At 74.3% G+C, this 22803-nt stretch carries 21 protein-coding genes; 8 read left to right on the forward strand and 13 right to left on the reverse strand.

From position 1 onward, the window contains the following. Complete coding sequence (locus tag ACYU8I_RS03485; RefSeq protein WP_460837489.1) at positions 1 to 1146, forward strand: glutamate--cysteine ligase; 1146 nt, start codon at positions 1 to 3, stop codon at positions 1144 to 1146. 105 nt (positions 1147 to 1251) lie between these two features. On the opposite strand, the gene ACYU8I_RS03490 is transcribed toward ACYU8I_RS03485, so the two are convergent. From ACYU8I_RS03490 to ACYU8I_RS03500, 3 genes are all read right to left on the reverse strand, one after another. Beyond that, a complete protein-coding gene (locus ACYU8I_RS03490) occupies positions 1252 to 2373 on the reverse strand; it encodes an FUSC family protein (RefSeq protein WP_460837492.1) in 1122 nt (373 codons plus the stop codon). Positions 2374 to 2478: 105 nt separating this feature from the next. Then, the gene (locus tag ACYU8I_RS03495) at positions 2479 to 3762 is read right to left on the reverse strand and encodes a DUF1501 domain-containing protein (RefSeq protein WP_460837494.1); all 1284 of its coding nucleotides are present in this window, start codon (positions 3760 to 3762) and stop codon (positions 2479 to 2481) included. A 51-nt stretch (positions 3763 to 3813) separates the two neighbouring features. Further along, complete coding sequence (locus ACYU8I_RS03500) at positions 3814 to 5313, reverse strand: DUF1800 domain-containing protein (protein ID WP_460837496.1); 1500 nt, start codon at positions 5311 to 5313, stop codon at positions 3814 to 3816. A gap of 171 nt (positions 5314 to 5484) precedes the next feature. Between ACYU8I_RS03500 and ACYU8I_RS03505 the strand changes: the two genes are divergently transcribed. After that, entirely contained in the window at positions 5485 to 6900 is a 1416-nt protein-coding gene (locus tag ACYU8I_RS03505; protein WP_460837497.1) for a WS/DGAT/MGAT family O-acyltransferase, read from the forward strand. A 6-nt stretch (positions 6901 to 6906) separates the two neighbouring features. On the opposite strand, the gene ACYU8I_RS03510 is transcribed toward ACYU8I_RS03505, so the two are convergent. From ACYU8I_RS03510 to ACYU8I_RS03530, 5 genes are all read right to left on the reverse strand, one after another. Next, positions 6907 to 7245 (reverse strand): helix-turn-helix domain-containing protein, encoded by a 339-nt coding sequence (locus tag ACYU8I_RS03510; protein WP_460837499.1) that lies wholly within the window; start codon positions 7243 to 7245, stop codon positions 6907 to 6909. A 73-nt stretch (positions 7246 to 7318) separates the two neighbouring features. Then, positions 7319 to 8002 (reverse strand): response regulator, encoded by a 684-nt coding sequence (locus tag ACYU8I_RS03515; protein ID WP_460837501.1) that lies wholly within the window; start codon positions 8000 to 8002, stop codon positions 7319 to 7321. 36 nt (positions 8003 to 8038) lie between these two features. After that, positions 8039 to 8560 carry a flavin reductase family protein gene (locus tag ACYU8I_RS03520; protein WP_460837502.1) on the reverse strand — a complete coding sequence of 174 codons (522 nt, stop codon included), beginning with the start codon at positions 8558 to 8560 and terminating at the stop codon, positions 8039 to 8041. Then, entirely contained in the window at positions 8557 to 9699 is a 1143-nt protein-coding gene (gene macS / locus ACYU8I_RS03525) for a MacS family sensor histidine kinase (RefSeq protein ID WP_460837504.1), read from the reverse strand. Before macS ends, ACYU8I_RS03520 begins: the two co-directional genes overlap by 4 nt. After that, a complete protein-coding gene (locus ACYU8I_RS03530) occupies positions 9696 to 10409 on the reverse strand; it encodes a lysophospholipid acyltransferase family protein (protein ID WP_460837505.1) in 714 nt (237 codons plus the stop codon). The genes macS and ACYU8I_RS03530 overlap by 4 nt, the downstream gene beginning before the upstream one ends. Positions 10410 to 10533: 124 nt before the next feature. Here ACYU8I_RS03530 and ACYU8I_RS03535 point away from each other — a divergent pair, with 124 nt between their 5' ends. After that, positions 10534 to 11160, forward strand: a complete 627-nt coding sequence (locus ACYU8I_RS03535) for a hypothetical protein (protein WP_460837507.1) — start codon at positions 10534 to 10536, stop codon at positions 11158 to 11160. 16 nt (positions 11161 to 11176) lie between these two features. On the opposite strand, the gene ACYU8I_RS03540 is transcribed toward ACYU8I_RS03535, so the two are convergent. Genes ACYU8I_RS03540 through ACYU8I_RS03560 form a run of 5 tightly spaced genes read right to left on the reverse strand, consistent with a single transcriptional unit; the run spans position 11177 to position 15194 of the window. After that, positions 11177 to 12121 (reverse strand): ROK family protein, encoded by a 945-nt coding sequence (locus ACYU8I_RS03540; RefSeq protein WP_460837510.1) that lies wholly within the window; start codon positions 12119 to 12121, stop codon positions 11177 to 11179. A gap of 1 nt (position 12122) precedes the next feature. After that, positions 12123 to 13073, reverse strand: coding sequence for an ROK family glucokinase (locus ACYU8I_RS03545; RefSeq protein WP_460837512.1), 951 nt, complete (start codon positions 13071 to 13073; stop codon positions 12123 to 12125). Continuing rightward, a complete protein-coding gene (locus tag ACYU8I_RS03550) occupies positions 13070 to 13558 on the reverse strand; it encodes a hypothetical protein (RefSeq protein WP_460837514.1) in 489 nt (162 codons plus the stop codon). Before ACYU8I_RS03550 ends, ACYU8I_RS03545 begins: the two co-directional genes overlap by 4 nt. After that, positions 13555 to 14760, reverse strand: a complete 1206-nt coding sequence (locus tag ACYU8I_RS03555) for an ArsA family ATPase (protein WP_460837517.1) — start codon at positions 14758 to 14760, stop codon at positions 13555 to 13557. The genes ACYU8I_RS03550 and ACYU8I_RS03555 overlap by 4 nt, the downstream gene beginning before the upstream one ends. Next, on the reverse strand, positions 14757 to 15194 hold the full coding sequence (locus ACYU8I_RS03560; RefSeq protein WP_460837520.1) for an SRPBCC family protein: 438 nt from the start codon (positions 15192 to 15194) through the stop codon (positions 14757 to 14759). The genes ACYU8I_RS03555 and ACYU8I_RS03560 overlap by 4 nt, the downstream gene beginning before the upstream one ends. A gap of 166 nt (positions 15195 to 15360) precedes the next feature. Here ACYU8I_RS03560 and ACYU8I_RS03565 point away from each other — a divergent pair, with 166 nt between their 5' ends. From ACYU8I_RS03565 to ACYU8I_RS03585, 5 genes are all read left to right on the forward strand, one after another. Further along, positions 15361 to 17235, forward strand: a complete 1875-nt coding sequence (locus tag ACYU8I_RS03565; RefSeq protein ID WP_460837522.1) for an AMP-dependent synthetase/ligase — start codon at positions 15361 to 15363, stop codon at positions 17233 to 17235. Positions 17236 to 17419: 184 nt separating this feature from the next. Next, the gene (cpaB, locus tag ACYU8I_RS03570) at positions 17420 to 18151 is read left to right on the forward strand and encodes a Flp pilus assembly protein CpaB (RefSeq protein WP_460837523.1); all 732 of its coding nucleotides are present in this window, start codon (positions 17420 to 17422) and stop codon (positions 18149 to 18151) included. Between the two features lie 59 nt (positions 18152 to 18210). Beyond that, a complete protein-coding gene (locus ACYU8I_RS03575) occupies positions 18211 to 19386 on the forward strand; it encodes an AAA family ATPase (RefSeq protein WP_460837525.1) in 1176 nt (391 codons plus the stop codon). Further along, positions 19383 to 20786 (forward strand): CpaF family protein, encoded by a 1404-nt coding sequence (locus ACYU8I_RS03580; RefSeq protein ID WP_460837528.1) that lies wholly within the window; start codon positions 19383 to 19385, stop codon positions 20784 to 20786. Before ACYU8I_RS03575 ends, ACYU8I_RS03580 begins: the two co-directional genes overlap by 4 nt. Continuing rightward, positions 20783 to 22798 carry a type II secretion system F family protein gene (locus tag ACYU8I_RS03585; RefSeq protein ID WP_460837530.1) on the forward strand — a complete coding sequence of 672 codons (2016 nt, stop codon included), beginning with the start codon at positions 20783 to 20785 and terminating at the stop codon, positions 22796 to 22798. Before ACYU8I_RS03580 ends, ACYU8I_RS03585 begins: the two co-directional genes overlap by 4 nt. Positions 22799 to 22803: the final 5 nt, after the last annotated feature.

Here is a 22803-nt window from a genome sequence, read left to right on the forward strand (position 1 = left end):
GTGCCGCTGACCCCCGGGGACCCGTTCTCCGTGCCCTTCGCCGACTCGCCCGAGCCGACCCTGGGCGTGGAGTGGGAGTTCGCACTCGTCGACCGGCACTCGCGCGACCTCGTCAACCGCGCCTCCGAGCTCTTCGACCTCGTCACCGAGCGGCACGGTCCGCAGCCGCGGATCCACCGCGAGCTGCTCCGCAACACCGTCGAGCTGGTCACCGGCGTGTGCCGCAGCGTGCCGGAGGCCATCGGCCAGCTCGACGAGCTGCTCGGCCTGGTGCGGCCCGTCGCCGAGGAGCTCGGGGTCGACCTGTACGCCGCCGGCACCCACCCGTTCGCCGCGTGGTCGAGCCAGCAGCTCACCGAGGGGCACCGCTACGAGGAGCTCATCGCCCGCACCCAGTGGTGGGGCCGGCAGATGCTGATCTGGGGCGTGCACGTGCACGTCGGCGTGCGCCAGGAGCACGTCATGCCGGTCGTCTCGGCGCTGCTGAAGTACTACCCCCACCTGCTGGCCCTCTCGGCCTCCTCCCCCGTGTGGGCCGGCACCGACACCGGCTACGCCAGCAACCGGGCGATGATGTTCCAGCAGCTGCCGACCGCCGGGCTGCCCTTCCACTTCGACGACTGGCCGCAGTTCGAGCGGTACGCCGCCGACCTCGTCACGACCGGCGTGATCGAGGAGATCGACGAGATCCGCTGGGACGTGCGCCCGGCGCCGCGCCACGGCACGGTCGAGGTGCGGGTCTGCGACGGCGTGCCGACCCGCCGCGAGCTCCGGGCGCTGGTGGCGCTGACCCACTGCCTCGTGGTGCACCTCGTCGACCGGCTCGAGGCGGGCGAGCAGCTGCCGACGCTGCCGCCGTGGCACGTGCAGGAGAACAAGTGGCGCGCCGCCCGCTACGGCCTCGACGCCTGGATCATCCTCGACGACCAGTCGCACGAGGCACTGCTCCTCGACGACCTCGCCGACCTGCTCGAGGCCCTGACCCCGGTCGCAGGTCGGCTCGGCTGCGCCGACGAGCTCGCCCTCGTCGCCGACGTCCCGCGACGCGGGGCGTCGTACCAGCGCCAGCGAGCGGCCGCCGAGCGCCACGGCGGCGACCTGGTGGCCGTCGTCGACGGCATCGTGCACGAGCTCGACCAGGCCTGAGCGGGCGGTCGTGCCCCACCCGTCACACTGGACGGCCTGTTTCGTCAGTTGTCGGCCGGGATCGAGGCCGACAAGTGACGAACTCCCCGGCTGACCGGGGATTTCTCACCGGAGCGGCGGGATCGCCTCCGTCGCCACCAGGGGGTCCATGCCGCACACGGCGAGCAGGTCGGCGGCGATGGAGCGGGCCTGACCGAGGACGACCTCGGCGTCGAGGTCGGTGGAGCGCTCGGCGTCGGCGGTGCGCTCGCCGAAGCCGACCAGCTGCGAGCGCACCGAACGGGGCAGCCGGTCGGCGGAGAGCTCGCCGGCCACCGCGTCGCTCGCGTCGGCGAGGTGGCGCAGCAGCGCGGCGTACGACGGCGGCAGCGCCGACCCGCGGTAGGCGGCCACGGCGACGCGTCGGACCAGCACCCGGGTGTTGCGCAGCGCGAAGTCGAGCGGCTCCACCAGCTCGACCATGGCCCTCACACGGCCGCGGTGACGCCGGCGGAACGGTGAGGACCGCACGACCTCGAGGCCCTCGGCCGCGGCGGCGCGCAGCTCGGCCACCAGGTCGTCGGTGGTGCGGGCCTCGCGGAGCACCGCGAGGGCGCGCTCGGCGTCACCCTCCTCGATGCCGTCGGCGGCCGCGCGCAGCAGCGTCGAGACCTTGGCGACGACGACGGCGGCCTGCTCGCGCGGACGTCGCAGCGGGGCCCGAGGCACCACCATCGCGGCGACCAGCGCGACGCCGCCGCCCACCAGGGCGTCGGTCCAGCGCAGGAACGCCGCTCCCGGTGCGGGAGCGAGCGTCGCGACGATGATCGACTGCACGGCCGCCTGGGTGACCAGCAGCGTGCCGGCGTCGAGCAGCAGCGCCACCGACATCGCCACGGCGACGAGCAGGACGAGCTGGAGCGCCCCCGTGCCGAGCGTGAAGGTCACGAGGTCGCCGAGGAACACGCCGATCGCGACGCCCACCGCGACCTCGAAGACGCGGCGCAGCCGCTGGCCGTAGCTGGTGCCGAGGCACACCACCGCCGCGATGGGGGCGAAGAACGGCATCGGGTGCCCGAGCAGGTCGTGGGCGACGAACCAGGCCACGCCGGCGGCGACGGCGCACTGGGCGACGGCCCAGCTCTTCGCGCGCAACCGGGCGCGGCGGGCCCGCACGCTGCGGCGCCCGCGACGCAGCGCCGTACCGAGGTACGGGGCGCCTGCCGCGGTGGCGCGCGACCGCTCCACCCTGCCCACCTCGCTCCTCTGCTCGCTGGGGCGAACCTATCCGCTCACCGGCCCCGTTGCCCGGTGAGCGGACAGGACCACCCCAGCGAGGGTCCCGGCGGGTCGTCAGCGCATGAGGCCGAGCGGCTCGTAGGTGAGCCCGGGGAAGACCTCCGGCAGCGAGCGGTCGGGGAAGCGCGTGGCGACGACCTCGCCGAGGACGTTGCGGTAGTCGGTCGTCACGGCCAAGTCGCCGGCGACGAGCTTGCCGTCGGCCAGGCCGGGCCAGCGGCCGTAGTACGCACCGCCCCGCACCCCGCCGCCGAGGAGCAGCATCATGTTGCCCCAGCCGTGGTCCAGGCCCCGGTTGCCGTTCTCGGCCACGCGTCGGCCGAACTCCGAGACGGTCGCGAGGGTGACCCGCTGGCCGAGGGCACCGAGGTCCTTGAAGAACGCGGCCACCGACTCGGCGAACCCCCGCACCATGGCCTGCATCTGGCCGCCGCTCTGGGTGCCGTAGTCGGCGTGCATGTCCCAGGAGCCGTAGTCGATGCTGATCACCGTCGTCGCCGGGTTGCGTCGGATCAGCGCCGCCGCGTCGCGCAGCGAGCTCGACAGGTCGGTCGCCGGCCAGCTCGTCGGGTACACGGCGCCGTTGGACGGCCGGTAGGTGGCCTTCATGGTCTGGGCGAAGCCCTTGCTGATGGTCACCGCGTCGCGGGAGGCGGCGGCCAGCGGGCCGTCGGTCCCGGCCCAGACCGTCTGGATCCCGGCGTAGCGCTGGGCGGCCCGGCCGTTCTTCGTGCCCTCGAGCTGGAGCCGCTCGTAGCCGTCGACGGCCAGCGTGGGCGCCGGGCCGAACAGCATCGACGGCGTCAGCGCCGAGCCGACGTGCACCGCCTCGGTCGGCCCGACGATGCCGCCGAGCCCGATCATCCGGTTGACCCACCCGCGGCGCACCGAGGAGCCGGGGTCGGCGTCCTCGACCAGCTCGATGGCCTCGAAGTGAGAGCGGTTCGGCACCTTCATGCCCACGGCGTGGACGGCGGCCATGGAGCCGGCCCGCCACATCGGCAGCAGCGGCGCCATGCTCGGGTGCAGGCCGAACATGGCGTCCTGGGCGACGAGCGACTCACGCTTGACCGCGATGCTGCGGCGGGCCGAGTAGTACGCCGGGTCGCCGTGCGGCACGACCATCCCGAGCCCGTCGATGCCACCGCGGAAGCTCAGCACCACGAGCACGTTGCCGGGCGTGGCGCCGAAGCTGGCGTCCATGACGGTGTCGCCGTAGACCGAGCTGACGACGGCCATGCCCGTGGCGGCCGCGAGGCCCTGGAGGAAGCCGCGGCGACCGAGGCCACTGGCGCGGTGGAAGTCCTCGCAGCTCATCTGATGGGGGTCGGTGGTCATGGGGGTCTCCGGGCGGGGGGTGGCTGCGGGGGTGTCGGGAACAGCGGCGGGTCAGCGGGTGAGGTGGGCCGGCGAGTCGAGCAGGACCGAGGCGACCATCGGGAACTGGTAGCGGGCCACGCCGTGCTTGCGCGTGATCGTCGTGGTCGGCGAGAGCTTGGTGGCGGCGCACGCGGCCCGCAGCACCTTCTCGGTCGACGGGGTGCCGAGCAGGGTGCGCGAGAGGTGGTCGACGTACGCCGCGAAGCTCATCCGGGTGGCGGGGATGAACGAGGCGCCACTGCGGTAGCGGACCGCGAGCTTGGGGTAGTAGCCGCCCGCGAGCAGCCAGTGCACGCGGAAGGAGTGCAGCATGCGCACGCCGGACGACCACTCGCCGTTGGTCTCGGGGGCGCCGTCGGGGCGTGGCCAGGTGTGCAGCCGCAGGCCGTTGTGGAAGTAGTTCAGCGCGTGGGCGAAGGCCTTGGCGGGGCGGCCCGCAGCGGGTGCGGTCGCCGTGACGCCGAGCGCACGCACGGTGGCCACCAGGTCGTCGACGGGGGTGCTGACCTTGGCGCCGGCCGAGCCCCGGAACTCGGGGTGGGCGACCAGGGCCCGCAGCGTCGCGGCGATGTCGGTGCCGCTGCGTGTGAAGGTGTCGGCCAGGTGCGTCACGAGTCCCTCGGACGGCGTGTCGCTGACGAACCGGACTGCCAGCCGCCGGGCCACGACGCGGGCGGTGGCGGGGTGGTTGGCGAGGTAGCGCAGGTAGGCGTCGCAGACGGCGCGGCCGTCGGAGGAGGAGTTCGGGTGCGAGAAGTCGAGCACGCGCACCGGGCCGGTGGTGTGGTGGGCCGCGTCGTAGAAGCCGTCGTAGGAGGAGCCCCACCGCACCGACCAGCCCGACAGGATCTTCGCGCTGTCCTTGACCATGTCCTCGGTGTAGCCGGCGCCGCGGCCGACGGTGTGCAGCTCCAGCAGCTCGCGCCCCTGGTTCTCGTTGGGGGCGTTGCGCGTCGAGCGCCAGTTGTCGAGGTAGAGCGACATCGCGGGGTGGGTGCTGGCCGCGACGAGCAGGTCCTCGAAGCGGCCGAGCGCCATCCGACGCAGCATCTGGTGGTAGTCGTGCAGGTGGGCGTAGGCCCGCTCGTCGCCCGAGGCCACGTGCAGGTGGTTGCCCCAGAAGTCGACCATGGTCTCGAGCACGGGCCACGCCGAGTACATCCGCTTGAGCGTGCTCCAGTTGGCCAGGTCGATGCTGTACTGCCAGGCCTTCAACGACCCCGAGTCGTTGGTGGCCACCTTCTCGGCCGCGCTGCGCGTGAGCCAGGGGAACCAGCCGTCGACGGCCCTGGCCTGGGCGGTGTCGGTGGTGAGGTCGGGCTGCAGCTGCCGGTCGAGCCACGCGTCGATGCCGCCCGCCTTGCGGACCTCGGCCAGGCCCGCCTGGGAGAAGCCGCACCCGAGCCGCTTGAGCAGGAGCAGCTCGTACGCCGACGCGGCCGGCGTCGCGGCGTACGCGACCGGCTTGTAGCTGACCGCCGTGCGCGCGGCCACGGTCACGTCCGTCATGGTGTCCCTCCCAGGTACGTCGGGACCATCGTCGGTCTCGGGATCCGACACCGCAGGCTTTTCCGGCAATTCGGACATCGGTTGTGAGGAGCGGTCCCTCGCGGGAGGATCGGTCTGCTCCGCAGCCCCCGGCTGCCGACCTCACCCGCCCGACCAGAGAAGAGCCGCCACGTGCCGGTCCCGATCGACCCCACCTCCGCTGCCTTCCTGTACGCCGAGAACCGGCAGATGCCCATGCACGTCGGCGGGCTGCAGCTCTTCGAACGCCCCGACGGCGCCCCGGACGACTACGTCCGGCAGGTCTACGAGCAGATGAGCCAGCCGGTCGACATGTCGCCGCTGTTCCTCAAGCACCCCGTGCGCGGGCTCTCCACCGCCGGGCAGTTCGGCTGGACCCCCGACGACGACTTCGACCTCGAGTACCACTTCCGCCACAGCGGCCTGCCCGAGCCCGGGCGCGTGCGCGAGCTGCTCGAGCTGTGCTCGCGGCTGCACAGCACCCGGCTGGCGCGGGAGCGCCCGCTGTGGGAGGCCACCCTCATCGAGGGCCTGGCCGACGGCCGCGTCGCGCTGTACACCAAGCTCCACCACGCCCTCGTCGACGGCGTCTCGGCGATGCGGCTGCTGCAGAGCGTGATGTCGACCGACCCCGACCGCCGCGACGTGCCCCCGATGTGGGCCGCACGGCCGTCCGGCCGGAAGTCCGCCGCGGAGGAGTCCTCGGGCAGCCTCGCGACCATGCCGCTGGAGGCCCTGCGTTCGTCGGTCGGCTCGGCACTCGGGATCGCCGCCGACGCCGCGGGCCTGCCGGGCGCCCTGGTGCGCACCCTGTCGCGCGGGGTGCGCAACGACACCTCGGCGCTCTCGCTCTACGCCCCCCGCACCATGTTCAACACCACCATCACCGGCTCCCGGCGCTTCGCGGCCCAGGGCTGGCCGCTCGAGCGACTGCGGGCCATCGGCAAGGCCAGCTCGACGACGCTGAACGACGTCGTGCTGGCGATGTGCTCCGGCGCGATCCGGCGCTACCTGCTCGAGCAGCAGGCGCTGCCCGACAGCAGCCTGGTCGCGATGGTGCCGGTGGGCCTCAAGGCCGGCCAGTCGGGGTCGGCGTCGGCCGACGGCGGCAACGCGCTCGGCGTGGTCATGGTCAAGCTCGGCACCGACCTCGACGACCCGGCCGCCCGGCTCAAGGCCATCCACGGGTCGATGCGCAGCGGCAAGAGCGCGCTGGGCTCGATGACGCCGCTGCAGATCACGGCGATGAGCGCCCTGGGCATGGCGCCGGCGATCGTGCCGGCGCTGCTGCAGATGAACGGTCTGGTCCGGCCGCCGTTCAACCTCATCATCAGCAACGTCCCCGGGCCGCGGAAGACGCAGTACCTCAACGGCGCCAAGATGGTCGGCAGCTACCCGCTGTCGATCCCCATCAACGGCATGGCGCTCAACATCACGTGCAACAGCTACGTCGACGACATGTGCTTCGGGCTCACCGGGTGCCGGCGCAGCGTGCCGTCGCTGCAGCGCCTGCTCGGCCACCTCGACGACGAGCTGGCCGCCCTGGAGCAGGCGACCGGGGTCTCCTGACGGGTCTCAGGCGGCGGCGACCACGTCGGCGCCCGGCGTCGTGGCCCGGCCAACCTGCTCGCTGACGCGGCTGGTGATCTCGGCGACCTCGACCTGGTCGCTGACCAGCCGGAGCACCTCGGACAGCGGCACGTCGAGCGCCTCGCACAGCGCGGCGAGCAGCTCGGAGGACGCCTCCTTCTGGCCGCGCTCGATCTCGGAGATGTAGCCCAGGCTGACCAGGGCCGCCGCCGATAGCTGGCGCAGCGTCATCCCGCGACGCATGCGGCTGGCGCGCAGCACCTCACCGAGGGCGGCACGGAACAGCATCGATCCTGCGGACGGCCCCGCGGTGGTGCTCCCCATGTCTGCTCCTTCCGGCGTGTGGCCCAACGCTACCGGGGGGAGGGTTCTTCCCGGGCGGCGATCCACCGGCTCGTCACTCGTCGTCGTCGTCGAGCCCGCGCTCGAGCGCGTAGCGCACCAGCTGCACCCGGTTGTGCAGCTGCAGCTTGCGCAGCGTGTTCTGCACGTGGTTCTGCACCGTGCGGTGCGAGATCACGAGGCGCTCGGCGATCTGCTTGTAGGACAGGCCCTTGGCCACCAGCCGCAGGACCTCGGTCTCGCGGTCGGTCAGCCGCGGGGCCTCGTCGTCCACGGCCTCGCCCGCGGGCGCGTCGGAGAGCCGGCGGAACTCGCCCAGCACCAGCCCGGCCAGCCCGGGGGTGAACACCGTGTCGCCCTCGGCCACGCGCCGTACGGCGTCGAGCAGCTCGGCTCGCGACGCCGACTTCACCAGGTAGCCGGTGGCGCCGGCCTTGACCGCCTCGAGCACGTCACGCTGCTCGCCGCTCGCCGAGAGCACCAGCACCCGGACGCCGGGGTCGGCCTGCACGACCTCGCCGGTGACCGCCACGCCGTCGGGCTCGGGGATCTGCAGGTCGAGCACGAGCACCTGCGGCCGCGCCGCCGGGAAGCGGGCCAGCGCCTCCCTGCCGTCGGCGGCGGTGGCGACCACACGGTGACCGGCCTCCTCGAGGTCGCGCGCGACGCTCTCGCGCCACATCGGGTGGTCGTCGACCACCATCACCCGCAGCGGCTGCTGCTGCTCCCCCGTGCTCATGGGGGCACCCTAGGGCGTGCGCACCGCCGCCCGCGCTCAGTCGACGGCGTCCGGCGCGTGGCGGTAGCGGCCGCGGCGGTGCTCGAGCGGCTGCTCGTCGGGAGCGACGACGACGTCGACCACGCGCGCCTGCACCAGGTCGGACCAGCCCGCGCTGCGCACCTCGTCGAGCTCGACCAGCGCGTGGGTCGGCGCCGGGTCGAGCACCGGGCCGTGGCTGCCCTGCTGCCAGGTCGCCTGCCGGAACGGCCCGCCCGGGGCCGGCATCAGCCCGGCGAAGACCTCGGCGAGGTCGCGGTGCCGCCACTGCAGGAGGTGCACCACCGCACGCCCGGTCGTCCCGAGCCCGTCGCGCACGTCGCTGTCGGGATCGAGCAGCGCCAGCACCAGGCCCGGCTCGCCGCGCGCCACCATGACCGACGAGACGGTCAGTCCCGCGGGCTGCTCGCCCAGGCGACCCGCCGTCCACAGGGTCACCGCGCCGCCGAGCCGGCCGCGCAGACGGCGCACCGGGTCGGGGTCGGGGTCGGCGAAGGGGTTCTCGGCGTGGATGGTCATCGCGACGCAGTCTGCCGGGGCAGCACCAGCTCCCACTCAGCGCCCTGCCCCGGGGCCGAGCTGACCTCGGCGCTGCCGCCGAGGTCCTCGAGGCGCCCGACGATGGACTGCTGCACCCCGAGCCGCCCCTCGGCCGCCGACGCCTCGAGGCGACCGGGGGCGATGCCGGGGCCGTCGTCGCGCACCGAGACCACCCAGCGGTCGGGCAGCACCTCGAGCAGCACCCACGCCTCGGCGTCACGCCCGACGTGGTGGCGCACGTTGGACAGGCAGGCCTCGACGGCCGCCAGCAGCTCGCTGGCCTGCTCGGCGGGCAGCACGACCGGCTCCGCGGGCAGCGCGACGTGGACGCGCGGGCCGTCGAGCTCGCCCAGGAGCTCGGCGAGGTCGCGCTCGCCCAGCGGCGCCACCAGCTCGCGCGAGCCCTGCTGCACCAGGGCGCGCAGCCGGCCCTCCTGCTCCCCCGCCAGCCGGCCCAGCTCGCGTCCGTCGGGGCCGAGCTCGGGGCCGCGGCGCTGCACCAGGGCGAGCACCTGCAGCACGCCGTCGTGGACCACCCGCGAGAGCCGCTGCCGCTCCTCCGCGGCCGCCGCCGCGCGCTCGGCCGCGTCGCGCTGGGCCGCCGTCTGCTGGAGCAGCGCCGAGAGGAAGCCGATGATCGCGCCGCCGACGAGCAGCAGGAAGATGTTGCCGTAGTTCTGCTGGGTGAACTCGTCGCGGATGCTGACGTCGGCCACCGTCACCAGGACGGCCGCGAGCAGCCCGCCCTGCCAGTGCCAGACCACCGCCCAGGTCAGCACGGCCACCATGACGTAGAAGCCGGGCAGGGTGGCCGCGGGCGAGGCGCCCTTGACGACGGGGGTCAGCAGGATGGCCGCGACGGCCACGGCGAGGTCGGGCACCAGCCACGCCGCGGTGCGACGGGCCGCAGCGCCGTACGCCCAGACGACGAGCGCGGACCACGCGGCCAGCCCGACGACCACGACCCACCCGAGCACCGGGCGGGCGTAGTCGTCGACGCGCATGGCGTACAGGACGACGGCGTTGACGAGGACGATCGCCCGCAGCACCGCGAGGGCCCGCAGCAGGATGTCCTGCACCGGGACGTGCCGACGGTCGCGCTCGACGTGCCCGCTCACGCCGCGCGGTCGGCCCGCTCGGCCTTCTCGGCGCGCTTGGCCTCCTCCTTGGCGACCGCGGCGTAGGTGTCGACGTACTCCTGGCCCGAGAGCCGCATGATCTCGTACATGATCTCGTCGGTCACCGAGCGCAGGATGTAGCGGTCGTTGGCCATGCCCTCGTAGCGCGAGAAGTCGAGCGGCCTGCCGTAGCGCACGTGGGGGCGCGTCCAGCTGCCGAACTTCTTGCCCGGGGGCGCGACGACGTCGGTGCCGACGACCGCGACGGGGATGACCGGCACGCCGGTCTCCAGCGCGAGCCGGGCGACGCCGGTCTTGCCGCGGTAGAGGCGACCGTCGTGGGAGCGGGTGCCCTCGGGGTAGATACCGAAGAGCTCGCCGTCGCCCAGGATGCGCTTGGCCGTGGTCAGGGCGCCCTCCGCGGAGGACCCGCTGGCGCGATCGATCGGCACCTGGCCGGCGCCGGAGAAGAAGGTCTTCTGCAACCAGCCCTTGAGGCCCGGCGTGGTGAAGTACTCCGCCTTGGCGACGAAGGTGACGCGCCGGGTCATCGTCAGCGGCATGAACAGCCAGTCGGCGTACGACAGGTGGTTGCTCGCCAGGATCGCCGGACCCGTCTCGGGCACGTGCTCCGTGCCCTGCGCGTGGGGCCGGAAGACCACCCGGAGCAGTGGACCGAGGGCGATCCACCTCAAGAACCAGTAGAACACCGCAGACCTCCCAAGCCTCGCCGAGGGAACACTAGGCCATCGGACCCGGGCCGCGAAAAGACCGACCACCGAGCCCGTGCGACCATGGGCGGACCCCCGCTCGCCCCGCTTGGAGCCACGTCCCGTGACCCTGTCCCCCCGCGACGACGAGCCCGACGACCACGCACGTCGGGCCGAGGCCTCGGGCGACCCCGTCGAGGCCTCCGGGACCGGTGCCGGCGAGGGCGACGCAGCGCCGGCGGACGAGCGCTCCGGCGCCCACGACGACGCCCGGCTGGCGGCGGAGGCGGCCGCCTGGGAGGCGATCGTCGCCCACTACGGCGAGGCCCCGACGTGGGACGGTCCGGCCGACCCTCCGCGCGGCACCCCGCACCCCGACCACCCGGCCGGGCGCGGCCGGACGCGCTCGCGCCCCCCGCACGACGTCGGCCCCGGCACGGGAGGCGGTCGCGACGAGGGCGGACCGTTGGCCGGTCCCGACGAGCACGACCCCGACGTCGTCCGGGGCCCGGAGGAGCGGTTCGTGCCCCCGCCCGCACCCCCGCTGCCGCGCACCTCCCCCGCCCGCGGTCTCGCCTGGTTCGGTCTGCTGGGGGTGCCGGCCGTGGTGCTGGTGCTCCTGGTCGCGAGCGTCGCGCTGCCGACCTGGGTGGGCATCGGGTTCGTGGCGTGGTTCGTGGGCGGTTTCGTCTTTCTCGTCGTCGGCATGCGCACCGAGCGCGACGACCCCGACGACGGCGCCGTCGTCTAGACCCGTCGCCCAGCGCCTAGAAGACCTCGCGGGCGAGCTCGGCGGCCCCGACGACCCCGGCCAGCGGGCCGAGCGTCGCGCCCACCAGGCCGGGCAGCTCGCGGTGCGTCGCGCCGACGAGCTCGGCCCCGAGCACCTCGCGCGCCGGGTCGAGCAGCAGCGACCCCGCCGCCGACACCCCGCCCCCGACCACCACGAGGTCGGGGTCGACGGCGGCGACGACGTTGGCCGTGCCGAGTCCGAGCCAGCGCCCCACCTCGTCGTACGCCGCCCTGGCCGCGACGTCACCGGCCTGGGCGGCGGCCGTCAGCTCCGGGCCGACCAGGCTCGAGCCGTGGGCGGCGGCCGCGCGGGCGAGCGCACGGCCCGAGCAGTACTGCTCCCAGCAGCCGTGCCCGCCGCACTCGCACGGCCGGCCGTCGCGCACCACCGTCATGTGGCCGAGCTCGCCCGCCATGCCGTTGCGGCCGCGGTGCAGCGCGCCGCCCAGCAGCAGCGCCCCGCCGATGCCCGTGCCGAGGGTGATCATGACGACGTGCTCCGCGTCGCCGGCCGCCCCGAACCGGGCCTCGGCGGCGAGCGCGCAGTTGGCGTCGTTGTCGACGTAGACCTCGCCCACGACGTGGTCGCCGAGGCGGTCGGTCAGCCGCTCCGAGAGCGGCTCGTCGCGCCACGGCAGGTGCGGCGCGAACCGGACGCGCTCGCCCGCCGCGTCGACGAAGCCGGCGGCCGCGATGCCCACGGTGCAGCGCCCGTGCACGCGCACGAGCGCCTCGACGACACCCGCGAGCGCGTCCTCGACCTCCCCGGGGGTCGCGCGCTCCAGCCCGGCGCCCCGGCCCGGCGTGGCCGTCGTCTCGGTGTCGACCACGCGTCCGGTCTCGTCGACGACCGCCGCGAGCACCTTGGTGCCCCCGATGTCGACGCCGATCGAGGGCGTCGGCGCAGGCTGCCCGGTCACCTCAGCGGTGGTGCGCCAGGTCGGCGACGCCGACGAGCCCGGCCTGCGACAGCGCGGCCCGCCGCACCTGCAGCATCGGTCGGTGCCCGCGGGCCGTGACGTGCTCGGCGAAGCTCTCGCGCACCGGGTCGAGCAGCAGGTCGCCGGCCTCGGCGACACCACCGCCCACCACCACCACCTCGGGGTCGAGCACGGCGGTCAGCGAGGCGATGCCCCGGCCGATCCAGCCGCCGAGGTCGGCGAGGCGCTCGACGCTGAAGGCGTCGCCCTGCTGGGCGAGCTCGGTGACCATCCGTCCGTCGATGCGCGCGGGGTCGCCGCCCGCCCGCCGCACGAGGGCCGCGGCGTGCTCGGGACGCGCCGCCGCCAGCTCGCGGGTCACGCGGACCAGCGCCGAGCCCGAGGCGTAGGACTCCAAGCACCCGAGGTTGCCGCAGCCGCACTGCACGCCGTCGGGGACCATCGCCAGGTGGCCGACCTCGGCGCCCATGCCGAAGCCGCCGCGCACCAGCTCGCCGTCGAGCACGATGCCGCCGCCGACCCCGGTGCCGATGGTGAGCATGAGCAGGCTGTCGACGTCCTCCCCCGCGCCGAAGCGGAACTCGCCCCACGCCGCGGCGTTGGCGTCGTTCTCGACGACGACCGGCAGGTCGAGCTCCTTCTGCAGGTGGTCCTTGAGCGGCTCGTCGCGCCACGCCAGGTTGGGGGCGAAGACCAGCGTCGAGCGGCTCTTGTCGACGAAGCCGGCCGCCGACGCGCCGACGGCCTCGACCTCCTGGCCGGGCACCCGCGAGCGCAGCTCGCGCACCAGCTCGCCGATGGTGCGCACGATCTCGGCCGGGTCGGTCGCGGGCGAGCGGGTGCGGTCGGAGGCGAGCACCTCGCCGGTCTCGGTCACCACGCCCGCGGCGATCTTGGTGCCCCCGATGTCGACACCGATGGTCAGGCTCATCGTCCGTCGTCCTCCTGCTGGTGTGCGTCCCACGGCTCGATGTCGTCGTCGAGGTCGATGTGCTCGACGGGACCACGGCCCGACGGGGGCGGCGTGGTCGCCATCAGGCCCGCCGCCGCCTGCATCAGCGACCCGGCGGCGCTGGCGAGGTGGGCGCGCACCTCCGGGCTGGTCTGACGCACGACGTGGATCACCTGGCACACCGGGCACCAGCGGCAGTCGGGGCCGGTGGAGCCCAGGTGCTCGCCGACGTCGTGCAGGCCCTGGGCCAGCGCCTCGCGCGCGGAGGCCGCGGCCTGCTGCCCGCGGCCGGGCTCACCGGCCTGGCCCCCGGCGCCCCCGCGGGCCCCGTCCCGGGCTTGCTCCCGGGACTGCTCCCGGGACTGCTCCTGGGCCCAGGCCGACAACGCGCCGAAGAGCTTGGCCGCCTCCTCGCCGACCGAGCCCACCGGCTCGCCCCCGGGCGGCTGCTGTCCGTCGCTCACCGCTGCTCCTCCTCGTCGATGCGGAACCGTACCCGCAAGGCTCCGCCCTCGACCCGAGCACCGCGCACCCGGTGGCGCCGCAGCGCGGCCGGGAGCGCGAGCAGCCGGCGGTAGGACCCGACGGTCACCACCAGCTCGTCGCCGTGACGGGCCAGGTCGACCTCCTCGCGCCGCGCGAAGGGCAGGGCGATCCGGAGCTCGGCGCCGTCGGCGTGACGGGTGATGGTCATCGGGCCCTCGCCCTGCGGGACCGCGAGCGGGTCGTCGCCGTCGTACGCCGCCTCGGCGAAGGTGCGCAGCGCGTCGACGCCGACCGGCTCGCCCGCGGAGTAGGCCGAGCGCCACACGGGGAGCTCGGCGAAGGACTGCCGCACCTCGGTCATGACGGCGGCCTGGGCCCGCACCCAGCCCTCGCGCCACGCGTCGCCGGGCACGTCGGGGAACACCCGGTTGGCCACGACCCCGTCGACGCGGTAGCCGTAGAGCGACAGCGTCGTCAGGCTGCGGCGCGCCTCGGCGACCACGACCGTCTCGGGGGTCAGCACCAGGCGCACCGACGAGGTCGGGGCCGTCAGCAGCCGACGGACGTCGTCGAGGTCGGCGTGCAGCCGCTCGATGGCCTCGAAGACGGCGTCCTCGGGCATCGGCACCCCGGCCGTGCGGCTCAGCACCGGTCGCAGCGCCCGCACCACCCGACGCTGCACGCCGAACATCCGCGACATGTACCAGTTGAGGGCCTCCGGCAGCGCGAGCAGGCGCAGCGTCTCGGCCGTGGGCGCGCAGTCGACGACCACGACGTCCCAGTCACCGCTGCCGACGTGGCGGCGCAGCTCGAGCAGGGCCAGCACCTCCTCGGCGCCGGGGATGACGGTGAGCTCCTCGGCGGTGATCGGGTCGACGCCGGCGGCGTCGAGGACCGACATCAGGTAGCCCTGGATCTCGCCCCAGGAGCGCTCGAAGCTGCGCTGTGTGTCGACCTGGTGCATCCACAGCCGGGGCGCCACCTCGGTCGGCACGTCGTCGACGGCGAGCCCGAAGGCGTCGGCCAGCGAGTGCGCTGCGTCGGTCGACACGACCAGCGTCCGCAGCCCGCCGGCGGCCGCGAGCGCGGCGGTGCCGGCCGCCGAGGTCGTCTTGCCGACGCCGCCCTTGCCGGTGAACAGGACCACCCGCGGGCGCTCCGGCGCCCCGGGCGCGGTCACGCGCCGGACTCGACGCGCTTCTTCAGGCCCTTGAGCGCGGTGTCGATGATGACCTTCTCGGCCTTGCGCCGCAGCATCCCGATCATCGGGATGGACAGCTCGACGGCGAGGCGGTAGATCACCTCGGTGCCGCCGTCACGCTCCCGCAGGACGTAGGCGCCCTCCATGGCCTTGAGCATCTTGCCCTCGACGAGGCCCCAGGTGACCTGCCGGTCGCCGTCCCAGGTGTAGGCGAGGGTGTAGGAGTCACGGATCGGGGTCGCCTCGAGCTCGAAGGCCACCTGCTCGGCGCGGCCGTCGGGCCCCTGCGCGACCACCTCGGCCTGCTTCATGCCCTGGGCCCACTCGGGGTAGGCCGGGAAGTCGGCGATGACCGCCATCACCTCCGCGGGCGAGGCGTCGACGACGATGCTGCTGGTGGTCTGCTCTGCCATGGGCCCCTGCCGGTGTGAGTCGTCGGACCTCGAAACCCTAGGGCATGGGCGACCGGCCGCGGGAGGCGCAGCCCGCGGGGCCGCGGCCGAGTAACGTGCGCCCTGCGGTCCCGGGACCGGCACCCGGCCGGCCCCCGCACGCGAGCCTCCCAGGGGGTCCTCACCCGTGCGCGAGTACGCCACCGCCCTCGACGTCGCGCTGGCCGAGCACGGCAACCTCACCGACGACGTCGTCCGCAACGGCACCGAGCACCCCGACGCCGTCGTCCTGGTACGGCGCAGCGACCCGCGGGCGCCGTGGACCGACGTGACCGCGGCCGGGCTGCTCGACGAGGTCCGCGCCGTCGCGAAGGGGCTCGTCGCGGCGGGGATCGAGCCGGGCGACCGCGTCGCGCTGGTCTCGCGCACCCGCTGGGAGTGGACCGTCCTCGACTACGCGACCTGGTTCGCCGGTGCGGTGGGCGTGCCGGCGTACGACACCGCCAGCGAGGAGCAGCTCGCCTGGCTGCTCGACGACTCCGGGGCCCGTGCCGTGGTGGTCGAGGACGCGCGGCTCGCCGCCCGCGTCGCCGCCGTGCGTGGCGAGCTGCCCGCCCTGCACCACGTGTGGACGATCGACCCCGATCGCGACCAGGGCCGCGGCGCCGTCGACCTGCTGAGCCGGCTCGGCGCCGACGTCGACGACGCCGAGCTCGAGCGACGCCGGACGACCGCCGGGCCCGACGACCTCGCCACCATCGTCTACACCTCCGGCACCACGGGGCCGGCCCGCGGCTGCATGCTCACCCACGGCAACCTCGACGCCGAGCTCACCGTCACCCTGGGCGCCCTCGACGCCCTCTTCGAGCCCCACCGCGACGACGACGCCGGCAAGGGTCCGGCCGAGAACGGCGACGACCAGACCGACGACCCCGGCCCGACCACGCTGCTCCTGCTGCCGCTGGCCCACGTCTTCGCGCGGGTGGTGCAGGTGGGCGCCGTGCGGGCCCGGGTGCGACTCGGCCACACGAGCGACGTACGACGCCTCGTCCCCGACCTGGAGGCGCTGCGGCCGACCTTCGTGCTGGCCGTGCCGCGGGTCTTCGAGAAGCTCTTCAACACCGCCTCGCAGCAGGCCGTCGCCGACGGCCGCGGCGGCGTGTTCGACAAGGCCGCCGAGACCGCCATCGCCTGGTCGCGGGCGCAGGACGCCGGCAGGGTCCCGCTGCCGCTCCGCGCGCGCCACCGGCTCCACGACCGGCTGGTCTACCGCCGGCTGCGTGCCCAGCTGGGCGGTCGCTGCCGCTGGGCCATCTCGGGCGGCGCGCCGCTCGGCGAGCGGCTCGCCCACTTCTACCGCGGCATCGGGCTCGGGGTGCTCGAGGGCTACGGCCTGACCGAGACCACGGCTGCCGTCACCGTCAACCTCCCGGAGGTCCAGCAGCTCGGCACGGTCGGGCGCCCGCTCCCCGGTGTCGCCGTGCGGGTCGCCGACGACGGCGAGCTGCTGGTGCGCGGCCCGCAGGTCTTCGCGGGCTACTGGAACGACGAGGCCGGCACCGCCGAGACCCGCGACGAGCACGGCTGGCTCAGCACCGGCGACCTCGGCGAGATCGACGACGAGGGCTTCGTGCGGATCATCGGGCGCAAGAAGGAGATCCTGGTGACGGCCGGTGGCAAGAACGTCGCACCCGCCCGCCTCGAGGACCTCCTGCGCGCCCACCCGCTCGTCGACCAGGCGCTCGTGGTCGGCGACGGCCGGCCCTACGTCGCGGCCCTGCTGACCCTCGACCCCGAGACCCTGCCCGCCTGGGCCGAGCAGCACGGCCTGGCGCCCGACGCCCGGCGGCTGGCCGACGACCCGACGCTGCGGGCCGAGCTCCAGCGCGCGGTCGACCAGGCCAACGCCTCGGTGTCGCAGGCCGAGTCGGTGCGCGAGTTCGCGGTCCTCGCCGAGCAGTGGACGGAGGAGGGCGGCCAGCTCACCCCCAGCCTCAAGCTCCGGCGTCAGGTCCTGCTGCGCGCCCACCGCGACGACGTCGACGCCCTCTACCTGCGCTGACCCTGCGGGCCTCGGGGTGCTCCTCGCGACGGGGCCCCATCGGTGGTCCACCACTGGTCTAGTGGTGGGTGGCGATCACCGTAGTTTTACGTACAAAACGGACTGATCGGGTCCACGCTGTCTCCGAACGCGACACCCCCGCCGCGTTCGTCCCCGCTCGACAGAACCAAGCCGAGGCAGCTCGATGGATCGCAGGAAAGCCCTTCTCAGCTCCGCCGCCGTGGTCGCGCTCCTCGGCACGCTGCTGGTCTTCTTCTACGTCCGCGGCGCGGACGCCCGCGCCGACGCCCGCTACGAGGCGGTGCAGGTCCTGCGCGTGGCCAAGCCCATCGCCGCCGGCGAGAGCGTCGCCGCGGCCCAGGCGGCGGGCAAGTTCGTCACCGGCACGATCTCCAGCCAGGACCGTCTCCCCGGCGCCCTGGCCGGGCTCGAGCCGCTGGAGGACCAGGTCGCGCTGACACCGATGTACGCCGGCGAGCAGGTCGTGGAGGACAAGTTCGGCGCCGTCGGCTCCGAGGCCGAGCTGCCCATCCCCGCGGGCAAGCTCGCCATCTCGATGAACCTCGACGACCCGTCGCGGGTCGCCGGCTTCCTCGACCCCGGCGACAAGGTCGCGGTGCTCATGAGCGGCTCGGACGAGGACGGGCCGTGGACCCGGTTGCTCCTGCGCAACGTGCAGGTCATCGGCACCGGGAGCACCTCCGCGACCGTCAGCGCCCAGTCCGCCGGCGACCCCGAGGCTGCGGCCGCGCCCGACGAGCTCCCGCAGGCGCTGCTGACCCTGGCCGTCAGCCAGCGCGAGGCGGAGCAGCTCACCTTCGCCAACAACAACGGCACCCTGTCCCTCGCCCTGCTGAACGACAAGTCGGCCGTGGCGAAGGGTGGACCCGTGACGCAGCAGAACCTCTTCGACTGACCTGTCCACGAGTCACGACCCGACCCGCACCCCCCTCCCCCCACCCGCGGAGACCCCCGATGCCGCTCCTCCTCGAAGCCGACGCCGACGCGGCGCGCGCGCTGACCCCCAGCCTGGGCCAGGGCGTCGAGGTCCTCACCCGCCCCGAGGACCTCGACCAGCGGCTCCGCCGGCGGCCCACCTCCGCGGTCGTGCTCGGGCCGGGTCTCGCCCTCGACACGGCCCTCGCCACCGCCGAGCGGGTGCGGGTGCAGCACCCCGCGACGGCCGTCGTCCTCGCTCGGGCGCAGCTCACCTCCGAGCTCTACGCCCCCGCGCTCGAGGCCGGGGTGAGCGCGGTGGTCGCCGCCGACGACGTCGTCGCGGTCGGGGCCGCCCTGGCCCGCGCCCGCCAGGCCTGGGAGTCGCTCCACGGTGCGGGGGGCGAGCCGCGCCCGGCCGGTCGCGTGGTCACCGTGTTCTCCCCCAAGGGTGGCGTCGGCAAGACCACCACCACCGTCAACCTCGCGCTCGCGCTGGCCTCGCTCGGCTCCCGGGTGTGCGTGGTCGACCTCGACCTCGCCTTCGGCGACGTCGCCATCACCCTCCAGCTCATCCCGAGCCACACCGTGGCCGACGCCGCCGGCCTCGAGGAGCGTCTCGACTGGACGATGCTGCAGGGCCTGCTGACCGAGCACCGGTCCGGGCTGCACCTGCTCGCCGCGCCCACCAGCCCCGAGGGCCGCGAGCGCATCACCGCCACCCTGGTCCGGCACATGCTCACCCTCCTGCGCGAGAACTACGACCACGTGGTGGTCGACACGCCCCCGGGGTTCGACGAGCAGGTGCTCGGCGCGTTCGACGAGACCGACGACATCGTCGTGGTCGCCACCCTCGACGTGCCGACCATCAAGAACGTCAAGGTCGCCATCGAGACGCTCGACCTGCTGGACCTCGTGCCCGACCGCCGGCACCTGCTGCTCAACCGCGCCGACGAGCAGGTGGGCCTGACGGTCGAGCACGTCCAGGACCTCCTCGGGACGACCGTCGAGCTCAGCCTGCCGAGCGCGGTCGCCGTGGCCTGCGCGACCAACAGCGGCAACCCCATCGTCTCGGCCACGCCGGACCACCCGATCTCCCGCGCGCTCACCGACTTCGCCCGGACCCTGCCGGGCGTCAACGCCGCTCCGCCCCCGCCCGAGGGGGTCGCGAAGCGCGGCCTCTTCGGCCGACGACGCAAGGACGGTGTCCGATGACCAGCCTCGGCGAGCGCCTCGCCGGCCGCGGTGGCGCCGAGTCCGGCACCCCCGTCGCGGCGTCGGCGCCCGCCGACCTCGGCCAGGGTGCCGCCGCCCGGCTCAGCGCCCAGACCGGACGGTTCGACGACCTGAAGGAGCAGATCCACGACGAGCTGCTGAGCCAGCTCGGACCCCAGCTGTACGACGCCGAGATGCAGCCGGCCGAGCTCGAGTCGAAGGTGCGGGGCGTGATGGGCGAGCTGCTCACCGCCGGCACCCGACCGCTGACGCGGCAGGACCGCGAGCAGCTCACCCAGGAGATCGCCGACGACATCCTCGGCCTCGGCCCGATCGAGCCCTACCTGCGCGACCCCGACGTCGCCGAGGTGATGGTCAACGGACCCGGTGACATCTGGATCGAGCAGAAGGGCCGCCTGCTCCGGGTGTCCGGCACCTTCAAGGACGAGGTGCACCTGCGCCGGGTCATCGACAAGATCGTCTCCCGCATCGGTCGCCGCGTCGACGAGTCGTCCCCCATGGTCGACGCCCGACTGCCGGACGGCAGCCGCGTCAACGCCGTCGTACCGCCCCTGGCGATCGACGGGAGCGTCCTGACCATCCGCAAGTTCGCCACCGACCCGCTCACGGTGCGTGACCTGGTGTCGTTCGGCTCGCTCACCGAGACCGCGGCCGACTTCCTCGACGCGTGCGTGCGAGGACGCCTCAACGTCGTCGTGTCCGGCGGCACCGGTGCGGGCAAGACGACCACCCTCAACGTGCTGTCGTCCTTCATCCCCGGCGACGAGCGCATCGTGACCATCGAGGACGCCGCCGAGCTGCAGCTCAAGCAGGACCACGTCGTCCGGCTGGAGTCCCGCCCGGCCAACATCGAGGGCAAGGGAGCCGTGACCATCCGCGACCTCGTCCGCAACTCGCTGCGCATGCGGCCCGACCGCATCGTCGTCGGCGAGGTCCGCGACGCCTCCGCGCTCGACATGCTGCAGGCGATGAACACCGGTCACGACGGCTCGATCTGCACGGTCCACTCCAACGGCCCGCGCGACACCTGCTCGCGGCTCGAGACGCTGGTGCTGATGGCGGGGATGGACCTGCCGATCCGCGCCATCCGCGAGCAGATCGCCTCGGCGGTGGACCTCATCGTGCACCAGGCCCGCCTCAAGGACGGCACGCGCCGCATCACCCACGTCACCGAGGTCGAGCGGATGGAGGGCGACGTCATCACGCTGCAGGACATCTTCGTGTGGGACGCCTCCGCCGGGTTCGACCGCGAGGGCCGCTCGCTCGGGACCCTCAAGCCCACCGGGCTGCGCCCGAAGTTCCTCGAGAAGATGAAGCACGCCAACGTCAGCGTCGACCCGCGGGTCTTCGCGACCGGATCGACGGCGGGCCGCTGGTGAGCGCCTGTCACGGTGCCGTGCGGCGCGCGGTCGCCGCCACCGGCCTCGCCCTGGTCTGCCTCGTGGGCGCCGCACCGATCGCCCAGGCGTCGCTCGCGCCCGTCGACGCCGACCAGATCTCCATCGACCACTCGCAGCCCGTCGACGGTGCCGTCGAGCTGCTCGTCTCGGTGCCCGCCGGCACCCAGCCCGACCTCGACAGCGTCGCCGTGACCATCGCCGGGACGAAGGTGCAGGCGACCGCCGAGGCCGCGGCTTCGTCCGCCCGCGTCCGGCGCACCGCGGTGCTCGCCATCGACACCAGCCTCAGCATGGCCGGCGAACGGATCGAGGCGGCCGAGGTCGCCGCCCTCGCGTACATCGACGCCGTGCCCGACGACGTCGAGGTCGGCGTGGTCACCTTCGACGACGACGTCACCACCGTCCTCGAGCCCACGCGCGACCGGGGCGCCGCACGCTCCGCGGTCACCGACCTCCGGCTGCAGCGCGAGACCGCGCTCTACGAGGGCATCGCCGGTGCGATCGCGGCCACGGGCGACGCTGCGGCCGGGCAGCGCTCCGTGCTGGTGCTGTCGGACGGCAAGGACAGCACCGGCACCTCGCTCGCCCCCACGCTGCGGGAGGTCAAGGAGTCCGGCGTGCTGCTCGACGTCGTCGCGCTCCAGCAGACCGGGCCCGCCGCCTCGGCGCTGCAGCTGCTCGCCCAGCAGGGACGCGGCGAGGTGCTCGACGCCGCCGAGCCCGGCGCCCTGACCGACGTGTTCGAGGCCCGCGCCGAGGTGCTGGCGCGCCAGGTCGCCATCGTCGCCGACCTACCCGACAGCGTGCCGGGCGACGGCAGCGCCGACGTGACGGTGAGCCTGCCCACCGACGACGCGACCCTCGCGACTGCAGCCTTCCTCCCGGTGACGCCCGAGGCTGACCCGGAGGCACGCGCCGCCGCGGCCGCCGCGGAGAAGGCCTCCGCCCAGGAGGCTGCCCGCGCCGAGGTCGCAGCCCCCCCGTCCCGGGGGCCGGCCATCTCCCAGGTGCTCGCCGTCGTCGGCGTCGTCGCCGTCGGGATCGGCCTGCTGGGTGCGGTCCTGACCCTGGGCGGCACCCGCAAGGCACCCGACCGCGAGTCGGCCCTGCGCGCCCAGCTCCAGGCGTACGGCGTGCTCGGGGCCCCGATCGCATCGGCCGCCACCACCGAGCAGCAGACCCGCGAGTCGCTCGGCGACCAGGCGCGCGGCGTCGCCGAGAGGGCACTGGCCGGCCGCGCCGGGCTGGAGAGCACGATCGCCGCCCGGCTCGAGGGGGCGGGCAGCAGGACGACGCCCGCCGAGTGGGTGCTGATCCACGCCGGCATCGCCGTCGCGGGCGGGGTCCTGGGCCTCCTCCTCGGTGGCGGCGGGATCCTGCTGCTGCTGCTCGGCGTCGCCGTCGGCCTCGTCGGGCCCTGGGTGTTCCTGGGCCTCAAGCAGGCGCGCCGGCTCAAGGCCTTCGCCGAGTCCCTGCCCGACACGCTGCAGCTCATGTCCGGCTCGTTGTCGGCGGGGTTGTCGCTGGCCCAGTCGGTCGACACCATCGTGCGCGAGGGCGCCGAGCCGATGTCCTCGGAGTTCCGCCGCGTCGTCGTCGAGAGCCGTCTCGGCGTGCCGTTCGAGGACGCCATGACGGGCGTCGCGCAGCGGATGCGCAGCAAGGACTTCGAGTGGGTCGTCATGGCCGTCAAGATCCAGCGCGAGGTCGGCGGCAACCTGGCCGAGCTGCTGCTCACCGTCGCCGCCACCCTGCGTGAGCGGGAGTACCTTCGTCGCCACGTCAGGGCGCTCAGCGCCGAGGGCCGGCTGTCGGCCTGGGTGCTCGGTGGCCTGCCGCCCGGCTTCATGCTCTACCTCTCGGTGAGCAACCCGTCGTACGTCGCGCCGCTGTTCACCACCACGCTGGGCTGGGTGATGCTCGCCGGCGCCGGCCTGCTGATGGGCGTGGGCGTGCTGTGGATGGTCAAGGCCGGGAAGGTGGAGCTGTGACGGTC

Source organism: Nocardioides marmoraquaticus (assembly GCF_054777915.1).

Coding starts and splice junctions, on each gene's coding strand:
- ACYU8I_RS03495 (WP_460837494.1), bottom strand. CDS start 3,762: ATGACCACCGACCCCCATCAGATGAGCTGCGAGGACTTCCACCGCGCC.
- ACYU8I_RS03500 (WP_460837496.1), bottom strand. CDS start 5,313: ATGACGGACGTGACCGTGGCCGCGCGCACGGCGGTCAGCTACAAGCCG.
- ACYU8I_RS03510 (WP_460837499.1), bottom strand. CDS start 7,245: ATGGGGAGCACCACCGCGGGGCCGTCCGCAGGATCGATGCTGTTCCGT.
- ACYU8I_RS03515 (WP_460837501.1), bottom strand. CDS start 8,002: ATGAGCACGGGGGAGCAGCAGCAGCCGCTGCGGGTGATGGTGGTCGAC.
- ACYU8I_RS03520 (WP_460837502.1), bottom strand. CDS start 8,560: ATGACCATCCACGCCGAGAACCCCTTCGCCGACCCCGACCCCGACCCG.
- ACYU8I_RS03545 (WP_460837512.1), bottom strand. CDS start 13,073: ATGAGCCTGACCATCGGTGTCGACATCGGGGGCACCAAGATCGCCGCG.
- ACYU8I_RS03560 (WP_460837520.1), bottom strand. CDS start 15,194: ATGGCAGAGCAGACCACCAGCAGCATCGTCGTCGACGCCTCGCCCGCG.
- cpaB (WP_460837523.1), top strand. CDS start 17,420: ATGGATCGCAGGAAAGCCCTTCTCAGCTCCGCCGCCGTGGTCGCGCTC.
- ACYU8I_RS03575 (WP_460837525.1), top strand. CDS start 18,211: ATGCCGCTCCTCCTCGAAGCCGACGCCGACGCGGCGCGCGCGCTGACC.
- ACYU8I_RS03580 (WP_460837528.1), top strand. CDS start 19,383: ATGACCAGCCTCGGCGAGCGCCTCGCCGGCCGCGGTGGCGCCGAGTCC.